The organism is Streptomyces sp. NPDC023481 (assembly GCF_055560195.1).
On the sequence record NZ_JBVHJE010000001.1, the window covers coordinates 807,635 to 821,230 of the forward strand.

Annotated in this window: 11 protein-coding genes; 5 read left to right on the forward strand and 6 right to left on the reverse strand. The window is 68.2% G+C overall.

Translation table 11 applies throughout. The annotated features are described in order from the left end of the window. Positions 1 to 48: 48 nt before the first annotated feature. The 5 genes from ACZ3ZD_RS03835 to ACZ3ZD_RS03855 all read left to right on the forward strand — a co-directional run bounded on the left by ACZ3ZD_RS03835 (position 49) and on the right by ACZ3ZD_RS03855 (position 6,264). Positions 49 to 1,089, forward strand: coding sequence for an ABC transporter permease (locus tag ACZ3ZD_RS03835; RefSeq protein WP_467393094.1), 1,041 nt, complete (start codon positions 49 to 51; stop codon positions 1,087 to 1,089). A 102-nt stretch (positions 1,090 to 1,191) separates the two neighbouring features. Then, positions 1,192 to 2,985, forward strand: a complete 1,794-nt coding sequence (locus ACZ3ZD_RS03840; RefSeq protein WP_467393096.1) for an ABC transporter substrate-binding protein — start codon at positions 1,192 to 1,194, stop codon at positions 2,983 to 2,985. Positions 2,986 to 3,082: 97 nt separating this feature from the next. Then, positions 3,083 to 4,060, forward strand: coding sequence for an ABC transporter permease (locus ACZ3ZD_RS03845; protein WP_467393098.1), 978 nt, complete (start codon positions 3,083 to 3,085; stop codon positions 4,058 to 4,060). 15 nt (positions 4,061 to 4,075) lie between these two features. Further along, positions 4,076 to 5,137: an ABC transporter ATP-binding protein gene (locus tag ACZ3ZD_RS03850; protein ID WP_467393100.1), complete on the forward strand. Its 1,062-nt coding sequence runs from the start codon at positions 4,076 to 4,078 to the stop codon at positions 5,135 to 5,137. 11 nt (positions 5,138 to 5,148) lie between these two features. After that, positions 5,149 to 6,264 (forward strand): ABC transporter ATP-binding protein, encoded by a 1,116-nt coding sequence (locus ACZ3ZD_RS03855; protein ID WP_467393102.1) that lies wholly within the window; start codon positions 5,149 to 5,151, stop codon positions 6,262 to 6,264. Positions 6,265 to 6,390: 126 nt separating this feature from the next. On the opposite strand, the gene ACZ3ZD_RS03860 is transcribed toward ACZ3ZD_RS03855, so the two are convergent. The 6 genes from ACZ3ZD_RS03860 to ACZ3ZD_RS03885 form a co-directional block, all read right to left on the reverse strand. Next, on the reverse strand, positions 6,391 to 7,131 hold the full coding sequence (locus ACZ3ZD_RS03860; protein ID WP_467393104.1) for a class I SAM-dependent methyltransferase: 741 nt from the start codon (positions 7,129 to 7,131) through the stop codon (positions 6,391 to 6,393). 231 nt (positions 7,132 to 7,362) lie between these two features. After that, complete coding sequence (locus ACZ3ZD_RS03865; RefSeq protein WP_467393106.1) at positions 7,363 to 8,406, reverse strand: ABC transporter ATP-binding protein; 1,044 nt, start codon at positions 8,404 to 8,406, stop codon at positions 7,363 to 7,365. Between the two features lie 26 nt (positions 8,407 to 8,432). Next, positions 8,433 to 9,458 carry an ABC transporter ATP-binding protein gene (locus tag ACZ3ZD_RS03870; protein ID WP_467393108.1) on the reverse strand — a complete coding sequence of 342 codons (1,026 nt, stop codon included), beginning with the start codon at positions 9,456 to 9,458 and terminating at the stop codon, positions 8,433 to 8,435. Positions 9,459 to 9,468: 10 nt separating this feature from the next. After that, the gene (locus tag ACZ3ZD_RS03875) at positions 9,469 to 10,449 is read right to left on the reverse strand and encodes an ABC transporter permease (protein ID WP_467393110.1); all 981 of its coding nucleotides are present in this window, start codon (positions 10,447 to 10,449) and stop codon (positions 9,469 to 9,471) included. 84 nt (positions 10,450 to 10,533) lie between these two features. Beyond that, positions 10,534 to 12,318, reverse strand: a complete 1,785-nt coding sequence (locus tag ACZ3ZD_RS03880; RefSeq protein ID WP_467393112.1) for an ABC transporter substrate-binding protein — start codon at positions 12,316 to 12,318, stop codon at positions 10,534 to 10,536. A gap of 78 nt (positions 12,319 to 12,396) precedes the next feature. After that, positions 12,397 to 13,425 carry an ABC transporter permease gene (locus ACZ3ZD_RS03885; RefSeq protein WP_467393114.1) on the reverse strand — a complete coding sequence of 343 codons (1,029 nt, stop codon included), beginning with the start codon at positions 13,423 to 13,425 and terminating at the stop codon, positions 12,397 to 12,399. Between the last annotated feature and the right edge of the window lie 171 nt (positions 13,426 to 13,596).

The following is a 13,596-nucleotide window of genomic DNA, read 5'->3' on the forward strand; positions in this document are numbered from 1 at the left end:
GGAGTACGCGGGCACCTCTCACACTCATACCTGTGAAACGGACGAACCGTGACAAGTCCTATCGATATAGAGGGCGGCGGTGCTTCGGTCGTCGTCGACGGCGCACCAGGGCCGGAGACGAGGACCCAGGCCGTCACGCTCGCGGGCCGGTCCCCCGGCCAACTCATGTGGCTGCGCTTCAAACGCGACCGCACGGGCGTGATCTGCGCCGTGGTGGTGATCGGCTACTTCGCCGTCGCCCTTCTCGCACCGCTGCTGGTGAAGCTGCCGGGCACCGACCCGTACACCCTGTACGGCCAGGACCCCACCTACGCCGACAAGCCCGTCCTCGACGAGTTCGGGCTGCCGCTCGGCTACTTGGGGGGCGTCTCGGGCGCCCACTGGTTCGGCGTCGAACCGCAGTACGGCCGCGACCTCTACGCCATGCTGCTCTACGGCATGCGGACCTCACTGTTCATGGCGCTCGGCATCACCGTCCTCGTCATGGTCACCGGTGTCGTGATCGGCCTGATCGGGGGCTACTTCGGCGGTCGTACGGACTACTGGATCGGCCGCGGCACCGACTTCTTCCTCTCCTTCCCGCAACAGCTGTTCTTCATCGCCTTCATGCCCGTGGTGACGTCGTTCTTCGTGAATCCCCGCGAGGAGACGCCGACCTACTTCCGCGCCCTGGCCATGCTCATCGTGCTGTGGCTGCTGGGCTGGATGGGCATGGCGAGGCTGGTGCGGTCGACCGTACTCTCCCTGCGCGAACGGGAGTTCGTGGAGGCGGCCCGGGTCTCGGGCGCCTCGCCGTGGCGGATCGTACGCAAGGAGATCCTGCCGAACGTCGTCACCCCGATCCTGGTGCAGTTCACGTACCAACTGCCCAGCACCATCCTCAGCATCGCCTTCCTGTCCTTCGCGGGCGTCGGGTTCGTCGAGCCGACACCCGACTGGGGACGCCTCTTCGCCGCCGGCGCCCGGTACGCCGAGCAGGACCCGGCGTTCATGTTCTTCCCCGGGGTGGCACTGGTGATCTTCGTCCTGTGCTTCAACCTCCTCGGGGACTCCGTACGGGACGCGTTCGACCCCAAGTCCGGGCGATAGGGCGTCCGTTGGGTGGGGGGTGGCTGCCGCCCCCGCCGGCCCGCGCGGCCGGCGCCCGGCAGATCTCACGGATAACAAACGACAGGTAGGTGGATTCGCCACATGATGTCTCAACGCGCCCGCGGAGCGCGCGCCGTCGTGATCGCCCTCGCGGCCGGCTCCCTGGCTCTCACTGCCTGCTCGAAGAACGAGGGCGGCTCTTCGGGCAAGGACACCAAGAAGGACCAGAAGCAGGCGGCGGTCCAGTCGAAGGCGGTCACCTATGCCGACGCCGCCGGATCGACCGGCCCCGCCAAGGACGTGCCCGGTGCCAGACCCGGTGGCACGATCACGGTCTACCAGGAGGCCGGCCTGTCCCACCTGGACCCCGGCCAGATCTACGTCTCCGACGCCACCCAGGTCGCCAACCTGCTCTTCCGCCGGCTGACCCAGTTCCAGGAGGACGACAAGGGCAACGTGTCCGTCGCCGGTGACCTCGCCACCGACTCCGGGAAGTCCACCGACGGCGGCAAGACCTGGACCTACACCCTGAAGGACGGCGTCAAGGACGAGAACGGCAACCCCATCACCTCGGCCGACGTCCGGCACACCATCGAGCGCCAGTACGCGAAGTTCATCTTCGACGGCCCGACCTACCTGCAGACCTGGCTGAGCGGCGCCGACTACCGCAAGGCCCTGCCCGGCGGCGGCTTCGACGGCAAGCACCTGCCGGCCTCCGTCCTGGACACCCCGGACGACAAGACCGTGGTCTTCCACTTCGACCAGCCGCGCCCGGACCTGCCGCAGACCCTCGCCATGGCCGGATACGCCGTCGTCCCGGCGAAGGGCGACACCAAGGAGCGGTACGAGAAGAAGCCGGTGGCCACCGGACCGTACAAGATCGCCGAGAACAAGGCCGGCAAGACCCTGAAGCTGGTGAAGAACACCGACTGGGACCCGAAGACCGACTCCGTGCGCCACCAGTACGTCGACGGCTTCAATTTCCAGTTCGGCGTCACCGAGTCCACCCAGACCAAGCGGCTGATCGCGGACGAGGGCGACAACAGGAACGCCATCCAGCTCACCGGCGGCGTCGACGCCACCCAGATCCAGGACGTCATCAACAACCCCGACGCCAGCAAGCGCACGGTCAAGGGCTACCAGCCCTTCGTCATGACGCTGACCTTCAACCTCGACCGGGTCAAGGACAAGAAGGTCCGCCAGGCCATCACCTACGCGGTCAACTCCAAGTCCCTCATCGCCGGCGAGGGCGGCGCCTACGGCGGTGACGTCGCGCCGAACTACTTCGCGCCGACCCTGCCCGGCTACGAGGCGGGGTACGACCCCTACGGCCGCCTGAAGACCCCGCAGGGCAACATCGCCAAGGCGAAGGAAATCCTGAAGGGCGTCCCGGCCGCCGAGAAGAAGGTCGTCTTCGCCTACGCCAACAGCGAGCCGGGCCAGCGGCGCAAGGTCGCCATCGAGGACGCCCTGACCAAGGTCGGCTTCGACGTCGTGGCCAAGGAGGTCGACTCGGCGAGCTACTACGAGCAGATCGGCAAGGTGAACAACCCGTACGACATGTACATCACCGGCTGGGGCCAGGACTGGCCGTCGCCGGGCACGGTCGTCACGCCGATCTACGACGGCTCGCAGGTCTTCGACGGCTCCGCGAACTACTCGCACGTCAAGGACCCGACGGTCGACCGCCTCATCAAGAAGGCGGTGACGCAGCCGCCGGCCCAGGCGGCGAAGACCTGGCGGGAAGCGCAGCACTACCTGCTGGAGAACGTCGTCCCGGCGGCCCCGCTGTGGTACACGAAGCAGTTCCAGATCTCCGGCTCCCACGTGGGCGGTGCCCGCTACGGCTCGGTGTCCAGCCTCATCGACATCAACAGGCTGTATCTGACGTCGTGACCCGCGGCTGACGACGGGGGTGCGCCCGGACCGCGGGCGCGCCCCCGCTCCGAGCGCACCCCACCCACCGTCTGTCGCAGAGAGCAGCCAGCCCGCCATGCTTCAGTTCATACTCCGGCGCACGGTCGGCGCCTTCGTCACGCTCTTCCTCATCGGGGCGGCGACCTTCTTCCTCTTCGTGGCCGCACCCTCCGACTACGCCTCCCTGGCCTGCGGCAAGGACTGTTCGCCCCAGCGGCTGGCGGACATCCGGGAGGCCCTCGGGCTCAACCTGCCCCTGGCCCAGCAGTTCTGGGACTTCATGACCGGCATCGTGACGGGCCGTGACTTCCCGACCGGGCACTGCCCCGCCCCCTGCCTGGGCGTGTCGTTCTACTCCGGGGACATGGTCTGGAGCACCATCATGGACCGGTTCCCGCTGACCCTCACGCTGACCGCCGGGGGAGCGGTCGTGTTCCTCATCATCGGCGTCGGCGCCGGAATGATCGCCGCCTACCGGCGCGGCACGATGGTCGACAAGGTCGCCACCGGCGCGTCCATGGTGCTCAGCTCCTTCCAGATCTACTTCCTCGGCCCGGTCGTGCTGACCATCCTGGTTTACGGCACCGGCTGGATGGAGGACCCCCGGTACGTGCCGATCACCCAGGACCCGGTCGGCTGGTTCGTCGGGATGTCGATCCCGGTGTGCGTGATGGCCACGATCTTCACCGCGCAGTACACCCGTATGGCGCGCTCGTCGATGATCGAGCAGCTCGCCGAGGACCATGTGCGCACCGCCCGCGCCAAGGGCATGTCACGCAAGTACGTCTTCCTGCGCTACGCCTGGCGCGGCTCGCTCATCCCGATCGTCACCGTGCTCGGCATCGACGTCAGCTCCATGCTGGGCGGCGCCGTCGTCACCGAACTGACCTTCTCCCTCCAGGGGATCGGCCGGCTCGCGGTGGACGGCGCGGTCAACAAGGACCTGCCACTGACGATGGGGGTCATGCTGTTCGGCGCCTTCTTCATCCTCGTCATCAACATCCTGACCGACATCACCTACGCGTGGATCGATCCGCGTATCCGGCTCTCCTAGGAAGAACCAGCCATCGTGACCACAGTGACCAAGGCCGAGGGCGCACCGGCCCCGGCCGGGCCGGACGGTTTCCTCTCGGTGCGCGATCTCCAGGTGACGTTCTCCACCGAGGACGGCCCGGTCAAGGCCGTCGACGGCCTCTCCTTCGACCTACGGCGCGGGCGGACCCTCGGCATCGTGGGCGAGTCGGGCTCGGGCAAGTCGGTCACCAACCTGACGATCCTCGGGCTGCACGACCCGCTGTTCACGACGGTCGACGGGGAGATCGTCCTCGACGGCAAGGAACTCATCACCGCCACCGAGAAGGAGATGGAGAAGCTCCGCGGCAACCGGGTGGCGATGATCTTCCAGGATCCGCTCACCGCGCTGTCGCCCTTCTACACCATCGGCCGGCAGATCGCCGAGCCGTACATGAAGCACACCGGCGCCTCGAAGAAGACCGCCTGGGAACGGGCCGTGGAGATGCTCGGCAAGGTCGGCATCCCCAACCCCAGGGAGCGCGTCCGGGACTATCCGCACCAGTTCTCCGGCGGTATGCGCCAGCGCGCGATGATCGCCATGGCGCTGGTCTGCGACCCGGACCTGCTGATCGCCGACGAGCCGACCACGGCCCTGGACGTGACCGTGCAGGCCCAGATCCTGGATCTGCTCAAGGACCTCCAGCGGGAGTTCGGCACGGCGATCGTCTTCATCACCCACGACCTCGGGGTCATCGCCGACACGGCCGACGACATCATGGTCATGTACGCGGGCCGGGCGGTGGAACGCGGCACGGTGGACGAGGTCCTCCGCTCGCCGCAGCACCCGTACACCTGGGGCCTGCTGAACTCGATGCCCCGGCTGGACTCCGACCTCGGCACCCCGCTCTCGCCGATCCCCGGCACCCCGCCGAGCCTGCTCACCCCGCCGTCGGGCTGCCGTTTCCATCCCCGGTGCACCTTCCGGGACCGGGTCGACGGCGACCGCTGCACCACCGAGCGCCCCCTGCTGGCGCCGGACCGCTCCTCGGCCTGCCATCTCAGCGCGGAGCAGAAACGAACCATCTTCGTCGAAGAGATCAGGCCCCGACTGGGCTAGGAGGAGCCGTCATGAAAGAGGACCTCGTCCTCGGCGCCACCCGCGAGACCGGCGACGACACGGCGGCGGAGCCGCTGCTCACGGTCTCGGGGCTGGTCAAGCACTTCCCGGTCAAGGGCGGCTTCCCCATCCGCCGCACGGTCGGTCAGGTCCAGGCCGTCGACGGCCTCGACCTGACCGTGCGCGCGGGGGAGAGCTTCGGCCTGGTCGGCGAGTCGGGTTGCGGCAAGTCGACCACCGGCCGGCTGATCACGCGGCTGATGGAACCGACCCGGGGCACGATCACCTACCGCGGCCGGGACATCAGCCACGCCACCCGCAAGCAGCTCGCGCCGATCCGCTCCGAGATCCAGATGATCTTCCAGGACCCGTACTCGTCGCTGAACCCGCGGCAGACGGTCGGCAAGATCATCTCCGGTCCGATGGAGATCAACGGCATCCACCCGCCCGGTGGCCGGGAGGCACGGGCACGTGAACTCCTGGAGACCGTGGGCCTGAACCCCGAGCACTACAACCGTTTCCCGCACGAGTTCTCCGGCGGCCAGCGCCAGCGCATCGGCGTGGCCCGCGCCCTCGCCCTGGAACCGAAGCTGATCGTCGCCGACGAACCGGTGTCCGCCCTGGACGTCTCCATCCAGGCCCAGGTCGTCAACCTGCTCCAGAAGGTGCAGCGGGAACTGGGCATCGCGTTCGTCTTCATCGCCCACGACCTGGCCGTCGTACGGCACTTCTCCCAGCGCGTCGCCGTCATGTACCTCGGCAAGATCATCGAGGTGGGCGACCGCGACTCCATCTACACCCGCCCGCGCCACCCCTACACCCACGCCCTGCTGTCCGCCGTCCCCGAGGTCACCCTCACGGAGGGCGAGGCGCCCGCACGCGAGCGCATCCGCCTCGCCGGCGACGTACCGTCCCCCATCTCCCCGCCCTCCGGCTGCCGCTTCCGCACCCGCTGCTGGAAGGCACAGGACAAGTGCGCGGCCGAGGAACCCCCGCTGGTCCAGATCTCCGGCAACCACGACGGCCACCTGACGGCCTGCCACTTCCCGGAGGACCCGACGACGCAGGCCCGGGAGGAGGACATCGTGCTGGATCCGGCGCTGTCGGCGTTGGAGACGGAGGGTTAGCTCCGGCTGCGCTCCGTCCGGGCGGGCGCCGGAACGCGGGGCCGACGGCGCCGTTCTCGATGCCGGCACCACTCAGGTACGGGCGTGAGCCCGCCGGCCGCGTGGTCGACGCGGGGGTATCGCTGACTAGGCCCGTCGGGTCACCGTGATGATCTCCGGGGACGCCGGGGTCAGCGCGCCCCGCCCCCAGTCGCCGTACTGCTCGGTCACGGACAGGCCCGCCTCCGCCAGGAAGGTGTTCAGGGTCCCGGCGTCCACGAAGCGGAGGGTGCTGTGGTGGACCTGGGGGGTGGGCCAGTGGGGGCCGGCGTAGGTTGCGGTGAAGTGGACGCGGTCCCGGGCGGGGCCCGCGGGCTGGACCTCGTGCCACACCCGCACCGGCGTGCCGTCCGCGGCGGTGATCTCGTGCACGCGGTCCGGGGTCCAGCGCTCCCAGGCGCGGGCGGCGGGATTGCGGGTCTCGAAGACGAACCGGCCGCCGTCGCGGAGGGCCGAGCGGGCGGCGTGCAGGCAGACGCGGACGTCGTCGTCCGTCAGCAGTTCCTGGAAGGCGTGGCCGGTCATCACGACGAGGTCGAACTCCCCGCGCCACTGCCGGACCCGTACATCGCCGAGGACCCACTCGACGTCGGGGCGTGCCCGGCGCGCCTGGACCAGCATCGCGGCGGCCGGATCCAGGCCCGTCAGCCGCCCCCGGTGCCCCTCGGCCCGGGCCCGCCGCAGCAACTGCCCGGTGCCGCAGCCGATGTCCAGCACGGCCCCGGCCCGCCGCAGCAGCCCGAGGTAGAAGTCGTCACCCGGTCCCCAGGGGTTGAGGCTGTCGTACAGCGCGGCCAGCGAGAGATCGGCATAGACGTGATCCACCACCGCGGCAGTCTGACACAGGATGCTGAACGGCGCGTCAGGAACGGCCGCTTCCCGAACTGCTTCTCACCGCAGCGCTGTTGAGGCGATCCGGAACCCGGGCCGGAACGATGAAGAGGGCCCGCGCCTCGAAAGGCGCGGGCCCTCTTCCCCTGGACCGGACGTTCATGGGCTCGGGTCAATGGGCCGGTGAAAGTCCGCTCCGCAAGGGGGCGGCTGACGGAAAGGGGTGTGTCAGGCCGCCGCCTCGGGGTCCTTGGACAGGCGCGGGGCGGGCACGGTGTCCGTCGTCTCGGGGTAGTGGCACGCCGTGAGGTGACCGGGCTTGTTGCCCGCCACCTGCACCAGCGGCGGGGCCTCCGTCGCGCACTTCTCGGTCGCCTTCCAGCACCGGGTGCGGAAGCGGCAGCCGGACGGCGGGTTGATCGGCGACGGCACATCGCCGACCAGCCGGATGCGCTCCCGCGGCTCCTCGTCCACCGTCGCCTCGGGCACGGCGGACAGCAGGGCCCGTGTGTACGGGTGGCGCGGGTTGCCGTACAGGTCGTCGCGGTCGGCGATCTCGACGATCTTGCCGAGGTACATCACCGCGACGCGCTGGGAGAAGTGCCGGACGATCGCCAGGTCGTGGGCGATGAAGACGAACGCGATGCCCAGTTCCCGCTGCACCTTCTGGAGCAGGTTGACGACCTGCGCCTGGATGGAGACGTCCAGGGCGGAGACCGGCTCGTCGGCGACGATCAGCTTCGGTTCCAGGGCGAGGGCGCGGGCCACGCCGATGCGCTGGCGCTGGCCGCCGGAGAACTCGTGCGGGAAACGGTTGTAGTGCTCGGGGTTCAGGCCCACGGTCTCCAGCAGCTCGCGCACGCGCTTCTCGTGGCCGCCGGGCGGGTTGATGCCGTTGATCTCCATCGGACCGGAGATGATCTTGCCGACCGTCTGCCGCGGGTTCAGCGAGGCGTACGGGTCCTGGAAGATCATCTGGATCTCGGAGCGGATCGGCGCCAGCTCCTTGCGGCCGGCATGCGTGATGTCCTGCCCGCGGTAGCTGACCCGGCCGGCGGTCGGTTCCATCAGGCGCGTGATCAGCCGGCCGGTGGTCGACTTGCCACAGCCCGACTCGCCGACCAGGCCCAGGCTCTCGCCCTCGCCCACCTGGAAGTCCAGACCGTCGACGGCCTGCACGGCGCCGACCGTCCGCTTGATGGGGAAGCCGCCCTTGATCGGGAAGTGCTTGGTGAGCCCGGAGACGTCCAGGAGGGGGGTGGTGCTGCTCATGGTGGTGAAGTCCCGTCTGAAATCCGTCAGTGGGTGCGGGCGGCGACGTAGTCGGTGAACAACTCGCGCTTCTGCTCCGGCGTCAGATGGCAGGCCGCACCCCGCCCGTCCACGATCTCCAGCGCGGGCTGCTCGCTGGAGCAGCGTCCGCCGGACACCTTGTCGGCGAACGTGCACCGGGGGTGGAAGCGGCAGCCGGACGGCGGGTTGAGCAGCGAGGGCGGCGAACCGGGGATCGGCGACAGGGGTACGTCGACCGGCCCGTCCAGCGCCGGCATCGAACCGAGCAGACCCAGCGTGTACGGGTGCTTCGGGTCCCGCAGCACTTCCTTCTTCGTCCCGCGCTCCACGCACCGGCCGCCGTACATCACCAGGACGTCGTCCGCGATGTCCGCGATGACACCGAGGTCGTGCGTGATGAAGATGATCGCGGTGCCGAACTCCTGCTGGAGGTCCTTCAGCAGGTCCATGATCTGCGCCTGGACCGTCACGTCGAGGGCCGTGGTCGGCTCGTCGGCGATCAGCAGCTCGGGGTCGCAGACCAGCGCCATGGCGATCATCGCGCGCTGGCGCATACCGCCGGAGAACTGGTGCGGGTAGTCGTCCACCCGCACGTCCGGCTGCGGGATGCCGACCCGGCGCAGCATCTCGATCGCGCGGACCCGGGCCTCGCGCTTGCCGCAGCCGGTGTGCTTGCGGTACGTCTCGGCGATCTGCGCGCCGATGGTGTGGTACGGCGAGAGCGAGGCCAGCGCGTCCTGGAAGATCATCGACATCTTGTTGCCGCGGAGCCGCTCCAGCTCCTTCTCGGAGGCGGTGACCAGCTCCTTGTCGTCGAGCAGGATCTCGCCGTCGAGAGCGGTGTTGCGCGGGTCGTGCAGGCCCAGGATCGCCATGTTGGTGACGGACTTGCCGGAGCCGGACTCGCCGACGATGCCGAGGGTCTTGCCCTTCTCCAGGTCGAAGGAGAGCCCGTCGACGGCCTTGACGATGCCGTCCTCGGTGGAGAAGTGCACCTTGAGGTCGCGGACGGAGAGGAAGGGAGTGCTCATGGGTCTCTCCTTAGGCGAGGCGCACGCGCGGGTCGATCAGGGCGTACACGGTGTCGACGATGATGTTGAAGACGACGATCGCGCCGGCGGCGACCATGATGACACCGAGCAGCACCGGCAGGTCGTTGTTCTGGACCGCCTTCACCGAGAGCATGCCGAGGCCCTGGAGGCTGAAGGTCGACTCGGTGATGATCGCGCCGCCGAGCAGCACACCGAGGTCGAGACCGAAGATGGTGACGATCGGGCCCATGGCGCCGCGCCAGGCGAAGCGGAAGAACACCGTGCGGCGGGACAGGCCCTTGGCGCGGGCGGTGCGGACGTAGTCCTGGCTGAGCGACTCCACCATCTGCGAACGCGTCATACGGGTGTAGTTGGCGGTGAAGATCAGCGACAGCACCAGCCAGGGCACCAGCAGGCCCGAGAACCACTTGCCCGGGTCGTCCGTGATCGGGGTGTAGCTGGCCCGGTCCAGCAGATGCATCTGGTCGACCAGGAGGTAGGTGGCGAAGACACCGACGACGTAGATCTGCATCGAGGACGCGATCAGCGAGGCGGAGCTGGCGACCTTGTCCAGGGCCTTGCCCTGCTTGACGGCGGCCAGCATGCCCGTGCCGACACCGAAGAACAGGAAGACGACGGCGGCACCCAGGGACAGCGAGACCGTGGTGGGGAAGCGGTCCAGGATGGTGTTCAGCACCGGCTCGCGGCTCTGGAAGGAGAAGCCCAGGCACGGCGCCTTGCAGTGCCCGAACGAGCTGTAGTCCCGCCCCACGAACAGGCCCTTGAGCCATTCCCAGTACTGCACGGGGAGTGGGTCGGAGATCGCCAGGTTCTTCCGCACCAGGGCCAGCGTCTCAGGGGTGCAGACCTTGCCGCACGCGATGCGGGCGGGGTCGCGCGGAGCGGCGTAGAACAGGACGAACACCAGGGCGCTGATGATCAGCAGAATCACCGCGGCGCCGAGGATCCGGCGGACGAGGAAGCGGAACATGGCAGTTGGGATTTCCTGACGGATGCCGTAGGGGGGTGAGACGGCGGGGCGGCACCTGGGCCGCCCCGCCTAGGGGGCCGTACGTCAGGCCTTGACGAAGGTCTTGTACAGCAGGGTCGCGGAGAAGTTCGGGTCGAACTGGGCGCCGCCGACCTTGTTGCCGTAGACGTAGAAGCGACGCTGGTACGTCTCGGGGATCATCGGGGCGACCTCCTCCATGATCCGCTTGTCCAGCGCGGCCCAGGCCTTGCCGGCCTCCTGCTGGTCCGGGATGACCGCGTTCTTCTTGATGGCATCGTTCAGCCAGCTGACGTCGGTCTGCGAGACGTTGTTCTTGCCGTTGCCGATGGCGTCGCCGTCGAGCAGCGGCTGGATCATCGTGTAGGCGGTCGGCCAGTCCGGGGACCAGCCGCCCCACATCACGTCGTAGGTGTTGTCGATCTGCTGGACCTGGTCGTAGTACGCCGTGGACTCGAGCGGCTTGATGATCGGCGTGAAGCCGGCCGCCTTCAGGGCGTTCTCGATGACGACCTTGGTCTTGTTGTAGGTCGGGTCCTGCGGGAAGGCGTAGACGATCTTCCGGCCGAGCGCGTTGGCCTCCTTCAGCAGCTTCTTCGCGGCCTCCGGGTCGCCCTGCGGCTTCTGCAGCTTGTTGTACACATCGGTCTTCTGGTAGCCGATGATGTCGGGGCTGAGGATCGACGAGGCGAAGTCACCGGCGGACGGGCCGCCGTAGATCTGCCGGATCTGCTGCAGCGGCCAGGCGTGGATGAGGGCCTGGCGGACCTTGAGGTCCGTGACCCGCTTGGTGTTGATCCAGTAGAAGTACGTGCCGGTCAGCAGGCCGTTGAAGGAGCGCTTCTTCAGGTCCGGGTCGGTGAGGACCTTCTGGATGCGCTCGGCGGGCACGCCCTTGTAGATGGAGACGCCGTAGGCGTCGTTGCCCTGGGAGGAGATGAGGCGGTCGACGCCGTCCAGCGTCTCGACACCGAAGGTGAACTCGAAGCCGTCCGGGTAGGCGTTGCGGATCGAGTCGGTCTTCGGGTCCCAGTTCTTGTTGCGGATCAGCACCATCGACTTGTCGGTGGTGTGCGCCTTGATCTTGTACGGGCCGCAGGCGACCGGCTTCTTGTCGTACTTCTCCTTGGTGTCCAGCTTCACCGGCACCGCGGCGTAGGAGTGCATGGCCAGGGTGAAGTTGAAGTCCGGCTTCGACTCGGCCAGCTTGAAGGTGATCGTCCGCTTCGCCTTGTCGGTGACGATCGAGTCGAGGTGCTTGCCCTTGTACGGGCCCTCGTACGCGTCACGCCACTTGCCGCCCTTGCCGGTCAGCGCGCGCTGGGCGTAGTCGGCGCCCTCGGTGACGAACGGCGCCCAGGCGCGCTCGAAGCCGTGGCGGACGTCGTCGACGGTCAGCTCGCTGCCGTCCTCCCACTTCAGACCCTCCTTCAGCGTGAAGGTCCAGGTCTTGTTGTCGTCGGAGGCCTTGCCGGCGTCGGTGGCCAGGTCGCCGACCAGCTTCTGCTTGCCGGACGCGTCGATCTTGTAGCCGGTCAGGCAGCGGTGCAGCAGCAGCGCGACGGTGGAGTTGTACGCGAAGTAGATGCGCTGCGGGTCCAGGTGCGAGAAGTCGTCCGGGGCCAGGCCGTAGATCGTGCCGCCCGCCTTCGCGCCGGGGATCTCCGGGGCCGGGCCCGTGGAGTCGGCCGCGGTGCCGATGGTGACCTTGGCACCGGTGTACGACGTGGCGCCGGCGCTCGGGGTGCCGCCGCTGCCGCCCGCGTTACCGCTGCTGCACGCGGACAGCACCGTCGAGCCCGCGGCCGCGACAGAGGTGGCGATCAGGAAGTTTCTGCGGGAAAAGGACATGGCTGGCCTGTTCTGCTGAAGGGAAGAAGTGGTGCTGGAACCCCGGCCGGGCCCCGTCGCCGTGGCCGGGATGACGCATCAGCGCTTGGTCTTGGGGTCCAGGGCGTCGCGGACCGAGTCGCCGAGGAGGTTGAAGGCGACCACGAAGATCACCATGGTCAGGCCCGGGAAGAGCAGGAAGGTGATGTCGTCCTGGTAGTACTTGGCGCCGTTCTGGATCATCACGCCCCAGTCCGGCGTGGGGTCCGAGAGGCCGACGCCCACGAACGCGAGGCCCGCTTCCGCCGTGACGTACGTGGGCAGCAGGAGCGTGGACTGGATCAGGATCGGCGTCCACAGGTTGGGCAGCAGTTCCTTGAAGATGATGCGGGCCGGGGAGGCGCCGGTGACCTTGGCCGCCTCGACGAACTCCCGCTCGCGCAGGGCGAGGACCTCGCCGCGCAGCAGACGGGCGATGGAGGCCCAGCCGAAGGCGGTCATCACGAGGATGAGGCTGGTGACGATCAGCCAGACCGGGGTGTTCTCCTCCGAAGAGACGAAGATCGCCATGACCACCGGCCAGAAGGCGATGAAGAACAGCGTCTGCGGGAAGGCCAGCAGGATGTCGATCACGCGGCCGACGAGGTAGTCCGTCTTGCCGCCCAGGTAGCCGGCGCTGATGCCGATGACGACACCCAGGAGGGTCGTCAGCAGGGCCGCGGCGGTCGCGATCAGCAGCGAGTTGCGGATGCCGTACAGCAGGAAGGTGAAGACGTCCCGGCCGAGCTGCGGCTCGATGCCGAACCAGAAGTCGGAGCTGATGCCGCCGTTGGGCTTGACCGGGAAGTTGAACTCGTTCAGCAGGCCCGGGGTGTTCATGCCGTAGGTCGTGTACGGGTCCTTGCCGTACATCTTGGCTATGAGCGGCGCGAGGACGCCGACCACGAAGAAGAAGATCACCACGAAGGCGGATATGACGCCCGTACGGTCCCGCTTGAAGCGGGTCCAGGCCAGCCGTCCCGGAGAACGGCTCTCGCCGCCCTTGGGGCTGCCGGGCTTCGCCGATGCGGCGTTGTCCTCGTCGGCCACCTCAAGTGGAGCGGCCGGGGAAGGGGTTGCGGGGGTCATGATGCTCCGTGCCTTGTGGGTCAAGGCTCCGCAGGGCGCTCCCCTACGGGCTACGCCGGACTTTTTCAACGCAATTCATTCAAGGTCAATAAATTCTCGGCCGCCTTGGTTGTCTCTTTACCTTCTTTACTCGCTCTTGATCGTTCTGTAGCTACGCGGGTAGCGCGCCGT

Excerpts from the sequence above, each read along its gene's own strand:
- ACZ3ZD_RS03855 (WP_467393102.1), top strand. The coding sequence starts at position 5,149 with ATGAAAGAGGACCTCGTCCTCGGCGCCACCCGCGAGACCGGCGACGAC.
- ACZ3ZD_RS03845 (WP_467393098.1), top strand. The coding sequence starts at position 3,083 with ATGCTTCAGTTCATACTCCGGCGCACGGTCGGCGCCTTCGTCACGCTC.
- ACZ3ZD_RS03870 (WP_467393108.1), bottom strand. The coding sequence starts at position 9,458 with ATGAGCACTCCCTTCCTCTCCGTCCGCGACCTCAAGGTGCACTTCTCC.
- ACZ3ZD_RS03885 (WP_467393114.1), bottom strand. The coding sequence starts at position 13,425 with ATGACCCCCGCAACCCCTTCCCCGGCCGCTCCACTTGAGGTGGCCGAC.
- ACZ3ZD_RS03880 (WP_467393112.1), bottom strand. The coding sequence starts at position 12,318 with ATGTCCTTTTCCCGCAGAAACTTCCTGATCGCCACCTCTGTCGCGGCC.
- ACZ3ZD_RS03875 (WP_467393110.1), bottom strand. The coding sequence starts at position 10,449 with ATGTTCCGCTTCCTCGTCCGCCGGATCCTCGGCGCCGCGGTGATTCTG.
- ACZ3ZD_RS03865 (WP_467393106.1), bottom strand. The coding sequence starts at position 8,406 with ATGAGCAGCACCACCCCCCTCCTGGACGTCTCCGGGCTCACCAAGCAC.
- ACZ3ZD_RS03840 (WP_467393096.1), top strand. The coding sequence starts at position 1,192 with ATGATGTCTCAACGCGCCCGCGGAGCGCGCGCCGTCGTGATCGCCCTC.